Origin of the sequence: Azospirillum brasilense (assembly GCF_007827815.1) — a bacterium.
GTDB lineage: Bacteria > Pseudomonadota > Alphaproteobacteria > Azospirillales > Azospirillaceae > Azospirillum > Azospirillum brasilense_C.
Genome location: NZ_VITH01000004.1, coordinates 370,398 through 386,303 on the forward strand (window position 1 = coordinate 370,398; position 15,906 = coordinate 386,303).

Sequence of the window (15,906 nt, forward strand, 5' to 3'; positions counted from 1 at the left end):
AAAGTGAAACATGACGCTTGCATTGCGCCGATCCATGAGTATAGTCCGCCGCACGCCGCCGGACGGCACCGAACAACGGTCCGAACGGCAGCGAAACGGAGCGCGGGCGTAGCTCAGGGGTAGAGCACAACCTTGCCAAGGTTGGGGTCGAGGGTTCGAATCCCTTCGCCCGCTCCATTCTCCCGACGGGGGCGGTGGCCCTTCGGAGGGAAACAGGACGGTTGATGGAAAGGCTGGACCTTCGGGTGCCGGCCTTTTTCGTTTTTCCCTTCCGCCTCCCCGCGCGTTGCGCTTTCGCAACCGGCGCCGTCGCTTTGAAACCGAGTCCGCCTGGAACGCCGCGTTTGGACCGTTCCCGTCCACCGGCCGCCACCGTCCCCTCGCCTCTCCCACCACACCAGCCCCGAACCGACGCAGCCATACAGCGCGCCAGCCGCCGAAAGCCGCAATTTAAAGGCGCAGGCTTCAGCAAATGACATGCCTTTGTAGGTTATTCGCGTCGCACATACCGCATATGAAGACGTGAACAAATTTACTCGTTGGCAACCTACTTGCGTATGACCCCCGGAAGGACTAAGCTTCAAAGACGAAACAAATAGAACTTATATCCGATTAGGGTTGTATGCACCATGGATGGTCTGGTCGCGTCGGACGGGCCGAGCCCGTGACTTTCCCGGATAGGACGTTCCTGTCCGGCCGGCGTCCGCCGCTCCGGCAACACCGGCCCTCCCCCGCCTGATCGTCACCGGCTCCGCTGTCGTCGCGCTGCGACCGGCGGTGCCGCTGGTCGCGCTTCCAAGCCCCGCTTCGTACAGCCCCGACGATAAGCCAGCCCAGACGGCAAACCATCCAGACGACGAGGTCCTCCCCATGGCTATGCAACGCTACATCGTGAATTTTCCGCGCCTGTCCCCGGACATGCTGGAGATCTGGAAGACGGTCCCCAGCAGCATCGCGTCCGACGTGCAGAACCGCTGCCAGAGCATGGACGCCCGGATCAAGCCCTGCGCCCCGGGCATGCGCATCTGCGGGCAGGCCCGCACCGCCGTGTCGATGCCGGGCGACAACAGCATGCTGCTGACCGCCTGCAGCCTGGCCGAGCCGGGCGAGGTGGTGGTGGTCGCCGGCGCCGGCCTGGAGGAGGTGGCGCTGGCCGGCGAATGGGTGGTCCGCGGCTGCAAGTCGCGCGGCCTGGGCGGTCTGGTCATCGACGGCTCCGTCCGCGACCTCCAGGAAATCCGGACCATCGGCTTTCCGGTCTTCGCCAAGGGCTCGGTCCCGCGCGGCCCGCACAAGGCCTTCGGCGGCAAGATGGACGTGCCGGCTGGCGTCGGCGGCATGGTGGTCAACCCGGGCGACCTGATCATCGGGGACGACGACGGCGTGACCGTGGTGCCGCTGGCCGTGATGGACGAGGTGCTGCGGCGCTGCCTGGAGCTGATGGCCAAGGAGAAGATCTGGTCGCAGCAGCTCGACGCCGGCAAGTCGCTGATGGAGGTGCTGGGCGTGCCGGAACCGGAAATCGTCGAGACGCCCACCCTGCGCTGACCCCCGGGCGCTGACCCCCGGGCGCTGACCCCCGGCATCCGCCGGACCACGCGCCCCGGCAACCCGCACAGCCCTTCGAGCCGCCCCAAGACCGGTTTCCGCCGCCATGACGCTCATCTTTCAAATCGTGCTGCCGATGTTCGTCCTGGTCGCGCTCGGCTTCTACGCCGGGAAATCGGGCAATTTCAGCAACACGGCGGCTCAGGGGCTGTCGCGCTTTCTCGGCATCTACGCCCTGCCCGCCCTGCTGTTCGCGGCGATGGCCAAGGCGAAGATCCCCGATCCCATCGAATGGGGCTTCGTGGCGTCCTTCTTCGTCGCGGCCTTCATCATCTTCGGGTTGGGTGCGGCCTGGATGCTGTCCATCCGGCGGCGGGACGAGGCGGCGATCGGCGGCTTCGCCCCCTCCTTCTCCTCCATCGGCCTGCTCGGCGCGCCGATCCTGATGGACGCCTACGGATCGTCGGTGGCCATCCCGGTGATGCTGCTGATCCTGTTCCAGTCACCGCTGCTCTTCACCACCGCGACGATGATCGCCGAGGCGCAGCGGACGGCGGGCGGGCGGCCGGTCGCCGCCGCGGTCAACGCCGTCAAGGCGACCCTGCTCAGCCCGATGATCCTGTCGATCGTCGTCGGCATGGGCTTCAACCTGAGCGGCATCCATGTGCCGGACGCGGTCATGAAGGCGGCGGACTACGCCGCGGCCACCGTCCTGCCCTGCGCCTGCTTCACGCTGGGCACCTCGCTGTCCTTCGGGAAGCTGTCGGGCAAGTTCGGCCAGGCGCTGGTCCTCGCGGTGATGAAGACCGTCCTGCACCCGGTGCTGACCTGGGTGCTGGCGGTGGAGGTGTTCCATCTGCCGCCGGACTGGCTGGCCCCCGCCGTGACCGCGGCGGCGCTGCCCATCGGCGTCAACGTCTACGCCTTCGCCGAGCGCTACCAGACGGGGCGGGAGCTGGTGTCGATGTCGCTCCTGCTGTCCACACTGATGTCCCCGATCTCGATTTCGGTCGCCTTCATGGTGGCGATGGGCTGACGCGGTCATTTCGCCGCAGGTCCGTTTCATTATGCGTCCATTTGACGCTTGTCACCCAAGCCCGATCGCACGGGAATCCCAGAGAATGCGCCGAATGGAAAGCATTCTTCGAAAATCACCGCAATATCGGCGTGATGAGCGCGGTCAGCACGATTGATGCACGAACAACGACGTTGTATCTTCCACCCTGAGGCGTCGAAACCGCCTCAGTGGATCGATTGTACGGCGTTGGGTCTATGAACCGCTCCTTTTTCCGAGACACACCATCGGAGTCCGCCGCAGCGCCGGCGAGGGGATCGGCCACCCACGGAAACAGACATACTGAAGTATGCATCCCTCTTGTCGAAGGACGAGACGGGTTTTCGTGCCGCTTCTGACCGATTTGTTTCAATGACGACAAATACCAGCCGATCCATCTTTACGAGAATTTCAGAAAAGGAGTCCCAGCCTGTGTCCGCATCGGGACGGGCGGGAACTCCCGGGACCCCACCGCGCCCGCGGGCAAGGGGGTCTTCCGCAATACCGCAGGAAAGAAGGGCATCCAGATGATCATTCGCAGCAAGTTCCTGGCGCTGGCGACCGGGACCCTGGCGCTGGCCATGTCGACGACCGCACTGTCGACGGCCCAGGCCGCCTATCCCGAGAAGGCGATCACCGTGGTCGTCGCCTACGACGCCGGCGGGTCGACCGACGTGACCGCCCGCCTGCTGGCGCCCTTCATCGAGAAGCACCTGGGCGGCGCCCGGATCGAGGTGGTGAACAAGCCGGGCGCCGGCGGCGAGATCGGCTTCGCGGCCATCGCCGACGCCACGCCGGACGGCTATTCCATCGGCTTCTGCAACACGCCGAACATGGTGTCGATCCCGATCGAGCGTCAGGCCCGCTTCTCGGCGGACCGGCTGGACCCGCTGGTCAACGTCGTCGACGACCCCGGCGTGTGGAGCGTTCCCGGCGACAGCACCTTCAAGACGCTGAAGGACGTCGTGGAGCACGCCAAGGCCAACCCGAACACCGTCACCGTCGGCACCACCGGCGTGGGCTCGGACGACCAGCTCGCCATGCTGCTGGTGCAGCGCCAGGCGGGCGTGCAGTTCACCCACGTGCCCTTCTCCGGCTCCGCCGCCAACTACAAGGCGATGCTCGCCAAGAAGATCCAGATCAGCGGCCAGAATCTCGGCGAGGGGTTGCGCGGCCAGGCCTCCGACCAGATCCGCGTGCTCGGCGTGATGAGCAAGGAGCGCTGGAAGGCCGCCCCGGACATCCCGACCTTCGCGGAACAGGGCTACCCGGTGCTGATGGCCTCGCTGCGCGGCGTCTGCGCGCCGAAGGGCCTGCCCGCCGACATCCGCGCCAAGCTGGTGGACGCCGTCACCAAGGCGGCGACCGATCCGGAGTTCATCGCGAAGGCCGAGGCCAAGGAGACCTTCCAGCCGCTGCGCGTCCTCAGCCCCGACGCCTTCGCGGCGGAGCTGAAGCAGCTCGACACCGAGCTGAAGTCGCTGTGGCAGTCGTCGCCCTGGCTGAAGTGATCCGGGGCTGACGCGACCCCGGCGGATTGCTCCGTCCGGGTGCCGCCCATCCCCGAAACCGCCCGCCGCCGGCCGCCGGCCGGCGTCGGGTGCGGTTCCAGCCCCCATGACCATCCGGCTGACCATCCGGCGCCAACGGACCGGCCAATGGCTGAAGCAGGTGCTCCATGACTTTCCTCAATCACCTCCACATTCCCACGAAAATGGGAATCCCGGCGGCGACAGCGATCCTGGGCATGCTTGCCATCGCGTTGCTCGGCGGCTCCGCCATCACGGAACAGTCACGCCTGCTGGACACGCTGTTCAACCGCTCCTTCACGCGGGAAGCGGATGTCCAGGCGTTGACCGACACGCTGACCGTCGCCCACGCCGGCCTCTACCGGACGGTGATCCTCAGCACCGCCAACGCCTCCCCCAAGGCGGTCGAGGATGAGGCGAAGGCGCTGATCGAACATCTTTCCAAGCTGAAGGTCCAGGCGGACAAGATGAAGGGCCAGTCGGCCGCGACCGACGAGGAGGGGCAGATCCTCCAGCGCTTCGGTTCCGACACCGCGGCCTATCAGGCGAAGGTGACCAGCTTCCTCGACCTGCTGAAGATGGGCGTCGATCCGCTCGACTTCCTGCAGGAGGTCCAGGCGGCCTACGGGCGCCTGAACGGCACCTCGCGCGATTACCTGACCTACCAGCGCCAGCAGTCGGCCGACGCCTACGCCAACGTGAACGCGTCGGTCGACGCGACCACCCAGGCCTTCATCGCCTCGGCGATCGTCGCCCTGCTGATCACGGTGGGCGTGGCGCTGTTCATCGGCTTCAACATCGCCCGCCCGGTGGTCCGACTGACCACGGTGATGGAACGGCTGGCCCAGGGCCGGCTGGAGGACGAAGTGCCCGCCGCCGAGCGCGGCGACGAGATCGGCCAGATGGCCCGCACCGTCCGTGTCTTCAAGGAGAACGCGCTGCGCGTCCAGGAGATGGCGCGCGAGCAGGAGGCCATGCGCACCCGCGCCGCGGAAGAGCAGCGCCGGGCCATGAACAGCCTCGCCGCCGACCTGGAGGCGTCGGTCAAGGCGATGATGGGCGAGGTGGTGCGCTCCGCCAACTCCATGCGCGGCGAAGCCAACGTCATGCTGGAGAACGCCCGGCAGACCAGCCACCACAGCGACTCGGTCGCCCACGCCGTGCAGGAGGCCACCAGCGAGGTGGAGAGCGTCGCCGCCGGCGCCGAGCAGCTCCGCGCCTCCATCGACGAGATCACCCGCTCCATCACCCAGTCGACCCAGCTCGCCCGCGGCGCGGTGGACGAGGCGGGGCGGACCGATTCGATCGTCCAGGGCCTCAGCGAGGCCAGCCGTAAGATCGAGGAGGTGGTCGGCCTGATCAACAACATCGCCGGCCAGACCAACCTGCTGGCGCTGAACGCGACCATCGAGGCGGCCCGCGCCGGCGAGGCCGGCAAGGGCTTCGCCGTGGTGGCGCAGGAGGTCAAGAGCCTCGCCAACCAGACCGCCAAGGCCACCGACGAGATCGGCGCGGAGATCGCGGCGGTGCAGGCGGCGACCACCGCGGCGGTCAACGCCATCCGCGCCATCGTCAGCACCATCCGGCAGGTGGACGAATCCCTCAGCACCGTCGCCGCGGCGGTGGAGGAGCAGGACGCCGCCACCCGCGACATCAGCGAGCGTTCGCAGCGCGCCGCCACCGACACGGTGGCCGTGCTCCAGGAAATGCGGCTGGTGCAGCAGGCGGCGGAGACCACCGGCCATTCCGCCGGCGCCGTCCAGACCACGACGGAGGAGCTGTCGCGCAGCTTCAACCGGCTGGACAACGAGATCGAAGCCTTCATCGGCCGGATCACCGCGGCCTGACCCGGCCCGATGCGGGGAGGACGCCGTGGCGTCCTCCGACGCCGCCCAACAGAACCGCCCAACAGAAAGGCCCCTCCTCCGCATGGAAGAGGGGCCTTTTCTATGCGGCCCGTCCTGTTCGCTCTCCCCCGATCACTTCAGCCCGATCACTTCAACCAGGGGAACTCGCGCCACAGGTTGCGGAAATCGCCGTCCAGCTCCTTCAGCTCCGCCGAGAAGGCTTCGGAGTCGAGGATGCGCAGCGGCTGGTAGGTGTCGCGGGCCTTGCTCTGGAACTCCGGGTCGTTGGCGGCCTTGGTCACCGCGTCGATCAGCCTGGCGCGGACCTCCGGAGGCAGGCCCTTCGGCGCGCCGACGCCGCGCAGCGACGCCATGGTGATGTTGTAGCCCAGTTCCTTGAAGGTCGGCAGGTCGGGCGCCATGTCCCAGCGCTGCGTGCTCATCACGCCCAGCACGCGGATGTTGTCGCCGCCGGCCTTGCCGCGCAGCCCCTCGCCCAGATTCTGGCCGCAGACCTGGGTGTGGCGGCCGAGCATGGACCGGTAGTTCTCCGCGCTGCCCGGAAAGGGCACGTGGGTGAAGCGGACGTTGGCCTGCCGCTGGAGCAGCAGCATGGCCAGATGGTCGTCCGACCCGACGCCGGTGGAGCCCAGCGTGATGGTGTTCGGATTGGCCTTCGCCTGGGCGATCAGATCATCCACCGTCTTGTAGGGGCTGTCGCCGTGGACCGTCATGATGCCCGGATCGTCGACGATGTTGACCAGCGGGTCGAGCCGGTCGAGCGTGAAGCGGGCGTTGCGCTCGATCGGGATGGTGACGACGTTCGGCGTGTTGATGAAGCCGATGGTGTAGCCGTCCGGCGTGGCGTCGGCGATGGCCGCGAAGCCGATCTCCCCCCCGGCGCCGCCGCGGTTCATCACCACGATCCGCGCGCCGCCGCCCAGATACTTCTCGATGAAGGGCGCCAGCATGCGCGCGGTCACGTCGGTCGATCCGCCCGCCCCGTAGGCAACGATCATGGTGATCGGCTTGTCCGGGTAGGCGGCCTGGGCCGCCGTCGCGCCCAGCAACAGGGCGCAGGAGGTCAGCAGGCTGGAAATGAAACGTCTGGCTTTCATGGTCGGCTCCGCCAAATGCTGCCGCAAGATCACCACAACGGAGCAGCGTGACGAAGCGCCGCCGCGGGATCGGTTGCACAATTCATAGTAACACGATTTTTTGTACACTATAGTATTTATGGTGCAACCATAATGAGAGCGTTGGACACAGCGTCGCACCGGCCGGCATCACCGCAGGACGACGGCAAAACGGCCCTTCCACTTGGGAAAGGCCGTTTCATCCGATTCCACCGGACGCGGACGCAGGTCAATTGATCGGTTCGGCGCGGTTGCCGAACAGGGCGCGCAGCTTGCGCCCGATCGCCGCCACCAGCAGGCCCTGGTTCCCGCCCTCCGGCTTGGGAAACCAGTCCGGCTCCTCGGCCTGGATGCGGCGGACCACCGTCAGGAACGCCTCGACCACCAGCGGGTCGAAGTCCTTGCCCGCCCGCTCGGCGATCCAGGTGATGGCGTGCTCCACCCCCCAGGCCTTGCGGTACTGGCGGTCGGTGATGAGGGCGTCGAACACGTCGGCCACGGCCATGATCCGCGCCGACACCGGGATGGCCCCGCCGCGCAGCCCTTCCATGTAGCCCGACCCGTCGTACCGCTCGTGGTGGTAGCGGGCGATCTCCGCGGCGATGGACAGCAGGCTGCGCCCGCGCAGGGGCAGCGCCGCCTCGCTGAGGATGCGGTGGCCGATCAGCGTGTGGCGCTGGATGGCCGCCATGTCGTTGTTGGCCAGCTCGCCGGGGATGCCCAGCGTCTCGTCCGACACGCTCAGCATGCCGACGTCGTGCAGCAGGGCGGCCAGCCCGACCTTCTCCGCCAGCTCGTCGTCCAGCTCGTCGGCGAAACGGCCGTGGACGCGCAGCTCCCGGGCGATGTCGCCGACCAGCCGCTCGATGCGCTGGAGATGGCCGGCGGCGGCGTTGTCCTTGTATTCGGCCAGCGACCCCATGGCCAGGACGGTGGCCTTCTGGGCGGTGTTCAGCTCCTCGAACAGCAGGGCGTTCTCGAAGGCGATGGAGCATTTGTTGCGGAACAGCTCCAGCAATTGCCACTCGCGCGCGGTGCCCTCGTTGTTGTGGCCCTCGACGTAGATCATGCCGATGATCCCGCCATGGGCGCGCAGCCGCAGGGCGCAATAGCCCGGCTCCACGATGGTCTCGGAACTCGGGCTCAGCCGTTCCAGCGCCGCGGCGACGTTGGGCTCGCCCAGCTCGGCGACGTCCACGTCCTTCCACTTGGCGAAGCGCCCGGTGGAGGCGCGCACGCGGATGCGGCGGTCGCGCGGCAGCGTGTCGCCCTGGATGCACAGCAGCGCGTGCCGCCCGATGCCCAGCAGCCCGACGACGCGCGGCAGGATGTTGGGGAACAGCACGTCCGGGGTGCGCATCTCCAGAAGGCCGGTGGTCGCCACCAGCATGCGGGCCAGCGCCTTGCGCCCGGCGGCCTGGGTCTGCAGGTTGAGGAAGGCGCGCAGCCGCGGGACCACCGCGGTGCGCAGCGTGCGCGCCGTCAGCCCGTCCTTCAGACGGTAGTCGCTGACGTCGTGGCCCTCCACCACCTCCTCCTCCGGCGCCCGCCCGGGGTGGGCGGTGCAGACCAGGATGCGGACCCGGCTGTTCCCGAGATCCTTGCGGATGTGGTCGATGAGGCCGAGCCCTTCCGGCACCCCATCCGCCGCGGGGTCCAGCACCGGCTCCAGCAGGACGGCGGCGGTGCTGGGGTTGCGGTACAGCGCCTCGCGCGCCTCGGCGGCGGTGGCGGCGGTCAGCACCGTCACCGGCGCCCCGTCCAGCGCGAAGCCGTCGAGCGCGGCGCGCGTCAGCCCGGCCAGCGCCGGGTCGGGATCGACCACGAGGACGTGCAGGCGGGGCTTGGCGGGCGGAACCGGGGTGGCCTCCGGCGGGCGGGCGTCGTCGCTGGGCATGATCGTCTCGATGGTTGCGCTCGGGAAGCGCGACGGCATGAAAAATACGCCCACTCCCTGACTCATTCAACTTTCATCGATTTGGACACGAAGGGCCGCTCCGTACTAACCGCCTCTTCCGGTTACGCCCCTCCGCCTGTTGCCTGTCGCGGCAAATCGGCTACCCTCTCCCTACAACGGCGGCCAACCGCCGCAAAAAATCAGGGAAGGATTGGAGCGATGGCTCTCAGGGCCGAACAGCTCAAGGACGAGCTGACCGAGGAGGTCGTGCGGCAGGTTCGCGAGCGGCTGGGCCGCAGCCGCGCGGCACCGGCGGAGCGCTTCGTACGGCAGTTCTACGACAACGTCCCGCCCGACGACATCATCCAGGCTCCGGCCGAGCAGCTCTACGGCGCCGCGCTGGCCATGTGGCAATGGGGCCAGCAGCGCGAGGCGACGGACCGCGCCAAAGTCCGCGTCTACAACCCCCGGGTCGAGGAGCATGGCTGGCAATCCCACCGCACGGTGGTGGAGATCGTCAACGACGACATGCCCTTCCTCGTCGACTCGGTGACCGCGGAGCTGAACCGCCAGGGGATGACCGTCCATCTGGTCATCCACCCCGTGGTGCGGGTCAAGCGCGACGCCGACGGCCAGCTGGTGGAGCTGTACGAACCCGCGGCGGCCCCCACCGACGCCGCCCCCGAATCCTTCATGCATGTCGAGGTCGGCGCCGTCACCGGCGCCGCCGCGCTGGATCAGGCCCGCGAGGGGCTGGAGCGCGTGCTGGCCGACGTGCGCGCCGCCGTCGCCGACTGGCGGGCCATGCGCCAGCAGGTGCGCGCCGCCATCCTGGAGGCCGACTGCGCCCGCGCCGCCGTCCCGGCCATCATCCCCGACGACGAGGTGGACGAGGCCAAGGCCTTCCTGTCCTGGGCCGACGACGACCACTTCACCTTCCTCGGCTACCGCGAATACCGCTTCGAGAGCGGCGCCGACGGGGCGGATTCCTCGCTGGGGCTGGTCGCCGGCAGCGGCCTGGGCATCCTGCGCGACGACTCCGTCACCGTCTTCGACGGGCTGCGCAACTACGCCACCCTGCCGCCCGACGTGCGCGACTTCCTGCGCAACCCGCGCGTCCTGATGGTGACCAAGGGCAACCGCCCCTCCCCCGTGCACCGCGCGGTGCCGATGGACGCCTTCCTCATCAAGCGCTTCGACGCCGAGGGGCGGATCATCGGCGAGCGGCTGGTCGCCGGCCTCTTCACCTCCGTCGCCTACAACCGCAGCCCGCGCGAGATCCCCTACCTGCGCCGCAAGGTCGCCGAGGTGATGGATCTCGCCGGCTTCGACCCGCAGGGCCATGACGGCAAGGCGCTTCTGCACATCCTGGAGACCTACCCGCGCGACGAGCTGTTCCAGATCCAGGTGCCGGAGCTGCTGGACATCGCCGTCGGCATCCTGCACCTGCAGGAACGCCAGCGGCTGGCTCTGTTCGTGCGCAAGGACCCGTTCGAGCGCTTCGCCTCCTGCCTCGTCTACGTGCCGCGCGACCGCTACGACACCACGCTGCGCCGGCGCATCCAGTCCATCCTGGAGGCCGCCTACGACGGCACCTGCACCGGCTTCACCACGCAGCTCACCGAAAGCGTGCTGGCCCGCCTGCATTTCATCATCCGGACCGAGCCGGGCCGCGTGCCCGCCGTCGACGCCACCGATCTGGAGGCGCGGCTGGTCCAGGCGTCGCGCGGCTGGGACGACCATCTGCGCGACGCGCTGGTCGAGACTCACGGCGAGGAGCAGGGGCGCACCCTGTTCCGCCGCTACGCCGACGCCTTCCCCACCGCCTACCGCGAGGAGTTCAACGCCGAGGCCGCGGTCTTCGACATCGAGCGGATCGAGAAGGCGACGGCCCAGGGCACGCTGGGCATCAACCTCTACCGCCCGCTGGAGGCCGAAGGGGACGAGCTGCACGTCAAGATCTACCACGAAGGCCGACCGGTGCCGCTGTCCGACGTGCTGCCCATGCTGGAGCACATGGACCTGAAGGTGATCACCGAGGCACCCTTCGAGATCGCCATCGCCGGCCACGCCGCCCCGGTGTGGATCCACGACTTCACCGCGCGCTCGCAGAACGGGCTGCCCATCGACTGCGCGATGGTGAAGGAGAAGTTCCAGGACGCCCTCGCCGCCGTCTGGGACGGCCGGATGGAGGATGACGGCTTCAACCGCCTCGTCCTTCGCGCCGGCCTGACCGCGCGGGAGGTGACGGTGCTGCGCGCCTACGCCAAGTATCTGCGCCAGGCCCGCATCCCCTACGGGCAGGACGTGGTGGAAAGCACGCTGGCCGGCCATCCGGCCATCGCGCGCAAGCTGGTCGCCCTGTTCCACAGCCGCTTCGACCCGGCCCGCCGTTCGCAGAACGATCCGGGGCTGGCCGCGGAGATCGAACGCGCGCTCGACGGGGTGAAGAACCTCGACGAGGACCGCATCCTGCGGCGCTTCCTCAACCTGCTGTGCAACACGCTGCGCACCAACGCCTATCAGACCGGCGCGGACGGGCGGCCCAAGACCTACCTCTCCTTCAAGATCGACAGCCGCCACATCGACGACCTGCCGCTGCCCCGCCCGATGGTCGAGGTGTTCGTCTACAGCCCGCGGATGGAGGGCGTCCATCTGCGCGGCGGCAAGGTGGCGCGCGGCGGCATCCGCTGGTCCGACCGCCGCGAGGATTTCCGCACGGAGATCCTCGGGCTGATGAAGGCGCAGATGGTCAAGAACACGGTCATCGTCCCGGTCGGCTCCAAGGGCGGCTTCGTGGTCAAGCGCCCGCCGCCGCCGTCCGCCGGGCGCGAGGCTCAGCTTGCCGAAGGCATCGAGTGCTACAAGACGCTGATGCGCGGCCTGCTCGACATCACCGACAACCTCGACGCCGGGGGCGCGGTGGTGCCGCCGCCCGAAGTGGTGCGCCACGACGGGGACGATCCCTATCTGGTGGTCGCCGCCGACAAGGGCACGGCGACCTTCTCCGACATCGCCAATTCGGTGTCGGTGGACCACGGCTTCTGGCTGGGCGACGCCTTCGCGTCGGGCGGCTCCGCCGGCTACGACCACAAGAAGATGGGCATCACCGCCCGCGGCGCCTGGGAATCGGTGAAGCGCCATTTCCGCGAGCTGGGGCACGACACCCAGACGCAGGACTTCACCGTCGTCGGCGTCGGCGACATGTCGGGCGACGTGTTCGGCAACGGCATGCTGCTGTCGAAGCACATCCGCCTGCTCGCCGCCTTCGACCACCGCCACATCTTCATCGACCCCGACCCCGACGCCGCGCGGAGCTGGGAGGAGCGGCAGCGCCTGTTCGACCTGCCGCGCTCCTCCTGGGCGGACTACGACGCGTCGCTGCTGTCCGCGGGCGGCCGCGTCTTCGACCGCTCGGCCAAGTCGCTGGAGCTGACCCCGGAAATCCGCCAGCGCTTCGGCATCGCCAAGGACCACGTCACCCCGCTGGAGCTGATGCAGACCCTGCTGAAGGCCGAGGTGGACCTGCTGTGGTTCGGCGGCATCGGCACCTACCTGAAGGCGGCGGAGGAGACCAACGCCGAGGTCGGCGACAAGGCCAACGACGCGCTGCGCATCGACGGGCGCGACCTGCGGGCCAAGGTGATCGGCGAGGGCGCCAACCTGGGCGTCACCCAGCGCGGCCGCATCGAGGCGGCGCAGCACGGGGTGCGGCTGAACACCGACGCCATCGACAATTCGGCGGGCGTCGACACCTCCGACCATGAGGTGAACATCAAGATCCTGCTGAACGACGTGGTCGTCCGCGGCGACATGACGCTGAAGCAGCGCGACCAGCTGCTCGCCGCCATGACCGACGAGGTGGCCGGCCTGGTACTGGCCGACAACTATCTGCAGAGCCAGGCGCTGACCGTCGCCCGCGCCCAGGGTCCCGACGCGCTGGAGGCGCAGGCCCGGCTGATCCGCTCGCTGGAGAAGGCGGGCCGGCTCAACCGCGCCATCGAGTATCTGCCCGACGAGGAGGAGCTGTCCGCCCGCATGGCCAACCGCGAGGGGCTGACCCGGCCCGAGCTGGCCGTGCTGCTGGCCTACGCCAAGATCACGCTCTACGACGATCTGCTGGCGTCGGACCTGCCGGACGATCCCTTCATGGCCGACGACCTCACCCGCTACTTCCCCAAGCCGCTGCGCAAGGCCCACGCGGACGCGGTGGGACGGCACCGGCTGCGGCGGGAGATCATTGCGACCAGCGTCACCAACAGCCTCGTCAACCGCACCGGCCCGACCTTCGTCAAGGAGATGATGGAGAAGACCGGGATGGGGCCGGGGGACGTCGCCCGCGCCTACACCATCGTGCGCGACGCCTTCGGCCTGCGCTCTCTGTGGACGGGGATCGAGGACCTCGACAACGTGGTTCCCGCCGCGCTCCAGACCAGCATGATCCTGGAGACGGTCCGCCACATGGAGCGCGCCGCCGCCTGGTTCCTGGCGAGCTGCCAGCAGCCGCTGGACATCGCCCGCGAGACGGAGGCCTTCCGGCCCGGCATCGAGACGCTTCTCACCGGTCTCGACAACGTGCTGGACGCCGAGGAGACGGCCCGCCTGACCGCCCGCGTCGCCTCCTACCAGGAGCAGGGTGTCCCCGCCGAGCTGGCCCGCCGCATGGCGGCGCTGCCGGTTCTGGCCGCCGCCCCCGACCTCGTTCGCATCGCCGGGCGCACCGGGCGCGGGGTCGCGGACGTCGCCGCGGTCTACTTCATGCTGGGCCGCCGCTTCGGCCTGGAGTGGCTGCGCGACAAGGCCGCCGCGGCGAAGGCGGAGAACCATTGGCAGAAGCAGGCGGTGGCCGCCCTGGTGGACGACCTGTTCGCCCACCAGACCGCGCTGACCACCCGCGTGCTGGAGGCGGTGGACCAGCTTCCCGCGGACGCCCCGGTGGAGGCCTGGATCGCCCACCGCCGGCCGGTGGTGGAGCGGGTGGAACAGCTCCTGTCCGAGCTGCGCACCCAGCCCAACGTCGACCTGTCGATGCTGGCGGTGGCGAACCGGCAGCTTCGCGGCCTGACGGCGGGGTAATCAGCTTCAAACCCCTCGTCCGGCTCCCTTCGGGCGGGTCCGGACGAGGGTTTCCCCATGCGTCCCGCCCGCTTTCCGGCTATGGTGCGGCCATTCCAAGGAATGTCCGCCCAACCGGAGCCCGCCGCGATGACCGACCCCCAGCCGACCCTGAACGACGCCATCCGCCTGCTGCGGACGAACGATCTGGGTGGGGCGGAGGCGGCCTGCCGGGCGATCCTGGCGACCGACCCGCACAACGCGCAGGCCCTGCACCTGCTGGGCGTCGTCGCCGCCCACACCGGCCATCCCGACGGCGCGCTCGACCTCTTCACGCACGCCATCGCCGAGGACGGCAATGACCCGTCCTTCCACAACAGCCGCGGCAGCCTGCTCTTCCAGCTCGGCCGCGCGGCGGAGGCTGAGGCGGCGTTCCGCGCCGGCATCGCCCTCAACGACCGCCTGCCGGAGCTTCACGGCAACCTGGGCAACGCGCTGAAGGCGCTGGGCCGGCTGGAGGACGCCGAAGGCGCTTTCCGCGCCGCCCTGGCCCTGCGCGGCGACGCGCCGGAGATGCACAATTTCCTGGGCACCACCTTGCGCGAGCTGGGCCGGCTGGACGAGGCGGAGGCCGCCTTCCGCGCCGCCCTGGAACGCGCGCCGGAGTATCTGGAGGCCCGCTACAACCTCGCCGAGGCGCTGAGCACCCGCGGCGCTCTGGAGGAGGCCGAGGAGGCGTTCCGCGTGGTGATCGCGGCGGCGCCCCGCTTCGTCCCCGCCCATGTCGGCCTCGCCCACACGCTGCAGAGCCTCGACCGCGCCAACGAGGCGGTGGAGGCCATCGAGGCCGCCCGCGCCATCGCGCCGGACCACCCGCTGGTGCAGTTCACCCGCCGGCTGATCCATTCCAACGCCGTCCCCGGCTGGCACCTGCCGATGATCAACGACTTCGAGCGCAACGACGCCTACGAGGCGGCGCTGAAGCGCGCGGTGACCCCGGACTCGCTGGTCCTGGAGATCGGCACCGGCTCGGGCATCGTCGCCATGATGGCGGCGCGCGCCGGGGCACGGAAGGTGGTGACCTGCGAGGTGAACCCGATCCTCGCCCGCATCGCCCGCGAGACCGTCGCCAACAACGGCTACGCCGACCGCATCGACGTGGTGCCGAAGCTGTCCACCCGCCTGTCGGTGGGCGAGGGCGGCGACCTGCCGGAGAAGGCCGACGTCTTCGTGTCGGAACTCATCAACATCGGCATGCTGGCGCCGCGCATGCTGTCGGTCCTTCAGCACGCGCGCACCCATCTGGTGAAGCCGGGCGGCGCGATCATCCCGCGCGCCTCGACCGTCTACGCCATGCTGGTGGAAACGCCAGAGCTGGCCCGCATCAACCCGGTGAAGACCATCGGCGGCTTCGACATGTCGGCGTTCGACGTGTTCCGCTCCCCCGGCTACCAGCAGATCGACCTCGGCGCCGAAACCCACACGCCGCTGTCGGCCGCCTTCACCGCGCTCGACTTCGACTTCACCCGCAACATGCCCGAGGAGGGCGGCCGCGAGATCGCCGTGGAGATCACGGCGGAGGGCACCTGCCACGGCGTCGCCTTCTGGTTCGACCTGCAGATGGACGAGGAGGTCGTCTACCGCTCCGAAAGCCGGGCGCGGACGAATCACTGGAAGCAGGCGATGACCTATCTGGAGACACCGATCCGGGTGCGCCCCGGCGATCGGCTGACCATCGTCGCCCGCTACGACAACAACCAGATTTCGTTCGGCGTGGGCGGCTGAGCGGACGCGTGCCTTCGGGGTTTCCCGCCAGCCGACCGACGCCGAACCGGAGAGG

The 15,906-nt window shown here is 69.0% G+C and carries 8 protein-coding genes and 1 tRNA gene; 7 read left to right on the forward strand and 2 right to left on the reverse strand.

Annotated features, from left to right (window positions below; translation table 11 throughout):
* Positions 1-102 precede the first annotated feature (102 nt).
* From FBZ83_RS10760 to FBZ83_RS10780, 5 genes are all read left to right on the forward strand, one after another.
* A tRNA-Gly gene (locus FBZ83_RS10760) sits at positions 103-177 on the forward strand.
* 693 nt (positions 178-870) lie between these two features.
* Positions 871-1,548, forward strand: coding sequence for an RraA family protein (locus tag FBZ83_RS10765; protein WP_014238571.1), 678 nt, complete (start codon positions 871-873; stop codon positions 1,546-1,548).
* A 106-nt stretch (positions 1,549-1,654) separates the two neighbouring features.
* A complete protein-coding gene (locus tag FBZ83_RS10770) occupies positions 1,655-2,584 on the forward strand; it encodes an AEC family transporter (protein ID WP_145682426.1) in 930 nt (309 codons plus the stop codon).
* 545 nt (positions 2,585-3,129) lie between these two features.
* Positions 3,130-4,113: a Bug family tripartite tricarboxylate transporter substrate binding protein gene (locus tag FBZ83_RS10775; RefSeq protein ID WP_145682427.1), complete on the forward strand. Its 984-nt coding sequence runs from the start codon at positions 3,130-3,132 to the stop codon at positions 4,111-4,113.
* Positions 4,114-4,349: 236 nt separating this feature from the next.
* Positions 4,350-5,978, forward strand: coding sequence for a methyl-accepting chemotaxis protein (locus FBZ83_RS10780; protein WP_247888253.1), 1,629 nt, complete (start codon positions 4,350-4,352; stop codon positions 5,976-5,978).
* A gap of 146 nt (positions 5,979-6,124) precedes the next feature.
* On the opposite strand, the gene FBZ83_RS10785 is transcribed toward FBZ83_RS10780, so the two are convergent.
* Positions 6,125-7,096 (reverse strand): Bug family tripartite tricarboxylate transporter substrate binding protein, encoded by a 972-nt coding sequence (locus FBZ83_RS10785; RefSeq protein ID WP_145682429.1) that lies wholly within the window; start codon positions 7,094-7,096, stop codon positions 6,125-6,127.
* A 247-nt stretch (positions 7,097-7,343) separates the two neighbouring features.
* Complete coding sequence (locus FBZ83_RS10790) at positions 7,344-9,050, reverse strand: HD-GYP domain-containing protein (protein ID WP_247888254.1); 1,707 nt, start codon at positions 9,048-9,050, stop codon at positions 7,344-7,346.
* A gap of 180 nt (positions 9,051-9,230) precedes the next feature.
* Between FBZ83_RS10790 and FBZ83_RS10795 the strand changes: the two genes are divergently transcribed.
* Both FBZ83_RS10795 and FBZ83_RS10800 read left to right on the forward strand, forming a co-directional pair.
* Complete coding sequence (locus FBZ83_RS10795) at positions 9,231-14,087, forward strand: NAD-glutamate dehydrogenase (protein WP_145682430.1); 4,857 nt, start codon at positions 9,231-9,233, stop codon at positions 14,085-14,087.
* A 129-nt stretch (positions 14,088-14,216) separates the two neighbouring features.
* Positions 14,217-15,851, forward strand: a complete 1,635-nt coding sequence (locus FBZ83_RS10800) for a tetratricopeptide repeat protein (RefSeq protein WP_145682431.1) — start codon at positions 14,217-14,219, stop codon at positions 15,849-15,851.
* The last annotated feature ends 55 nt before the right edge of the window (positions 15,852-15,906 follow it).

Excerpts from the sequence above, each read along its gene's own strand:
- FBZ83_RS10765 (WP_014238571.1), top strand. The coding sequence starts at position 871 with ATGGCTATGCAACGCTACATCGTGAATTTTCCGCGCCTGTCCCCGGAC.
- FBZ83_RS10770 (WP_145682426.1), top strand. The coding sequence starts at position 1,655 with ATGACGCTCATCTTTCAAATCGTGCTGCCGATGTTCGTCCTGGTCGCG.
- FBZ83_RS10775 (WP_145682427.1), top strand. The coding sequence starts at position 3,130 with ATGATCATTCGCAGCAAGTTCCTGGCGCTGGCGACCGGGACCCTGGCG.
- FBZ83_RS10780 (WP_247888253.1), top strand. The coding sequence starts at position 4,350 with ATGCTTGCCATCGCGTTGCTCGGCGGCTCCGCCATCACGGAACAGTCA.
- FBZ83_RS10785 (WP_145682429.1), bottom strand. The coding sequence starts at position 7,096 with ATGAAAGCCAGACGTTTCATTTCCAGCCTGCTGACCTCCTGCGCCCTG.
- FBZ83_RS10790 (WP_247888254.1), bottom strand. The coding sequence starts at position 9,050 with ATGCCGTCGCGCTTCCCGAGCGCAACCATCGAGACGATCATGCCCAGC.
- FBZ83_RS10795 (WP_145682430.1), top strand. The coding sequence starts at position 9,231 with ATGGCTCTCAGGGCCGAACAGCTCAAGGACGAGCTGACCGAGGAGGTC.
- FBZ83_RS10800 (WP_145682431.1), top strand. The coding sequence starts at position 14,217 with ATGACCGACCCCCAGCCGACCCTGAACGACGCCATCCGCCTGCTGCGG.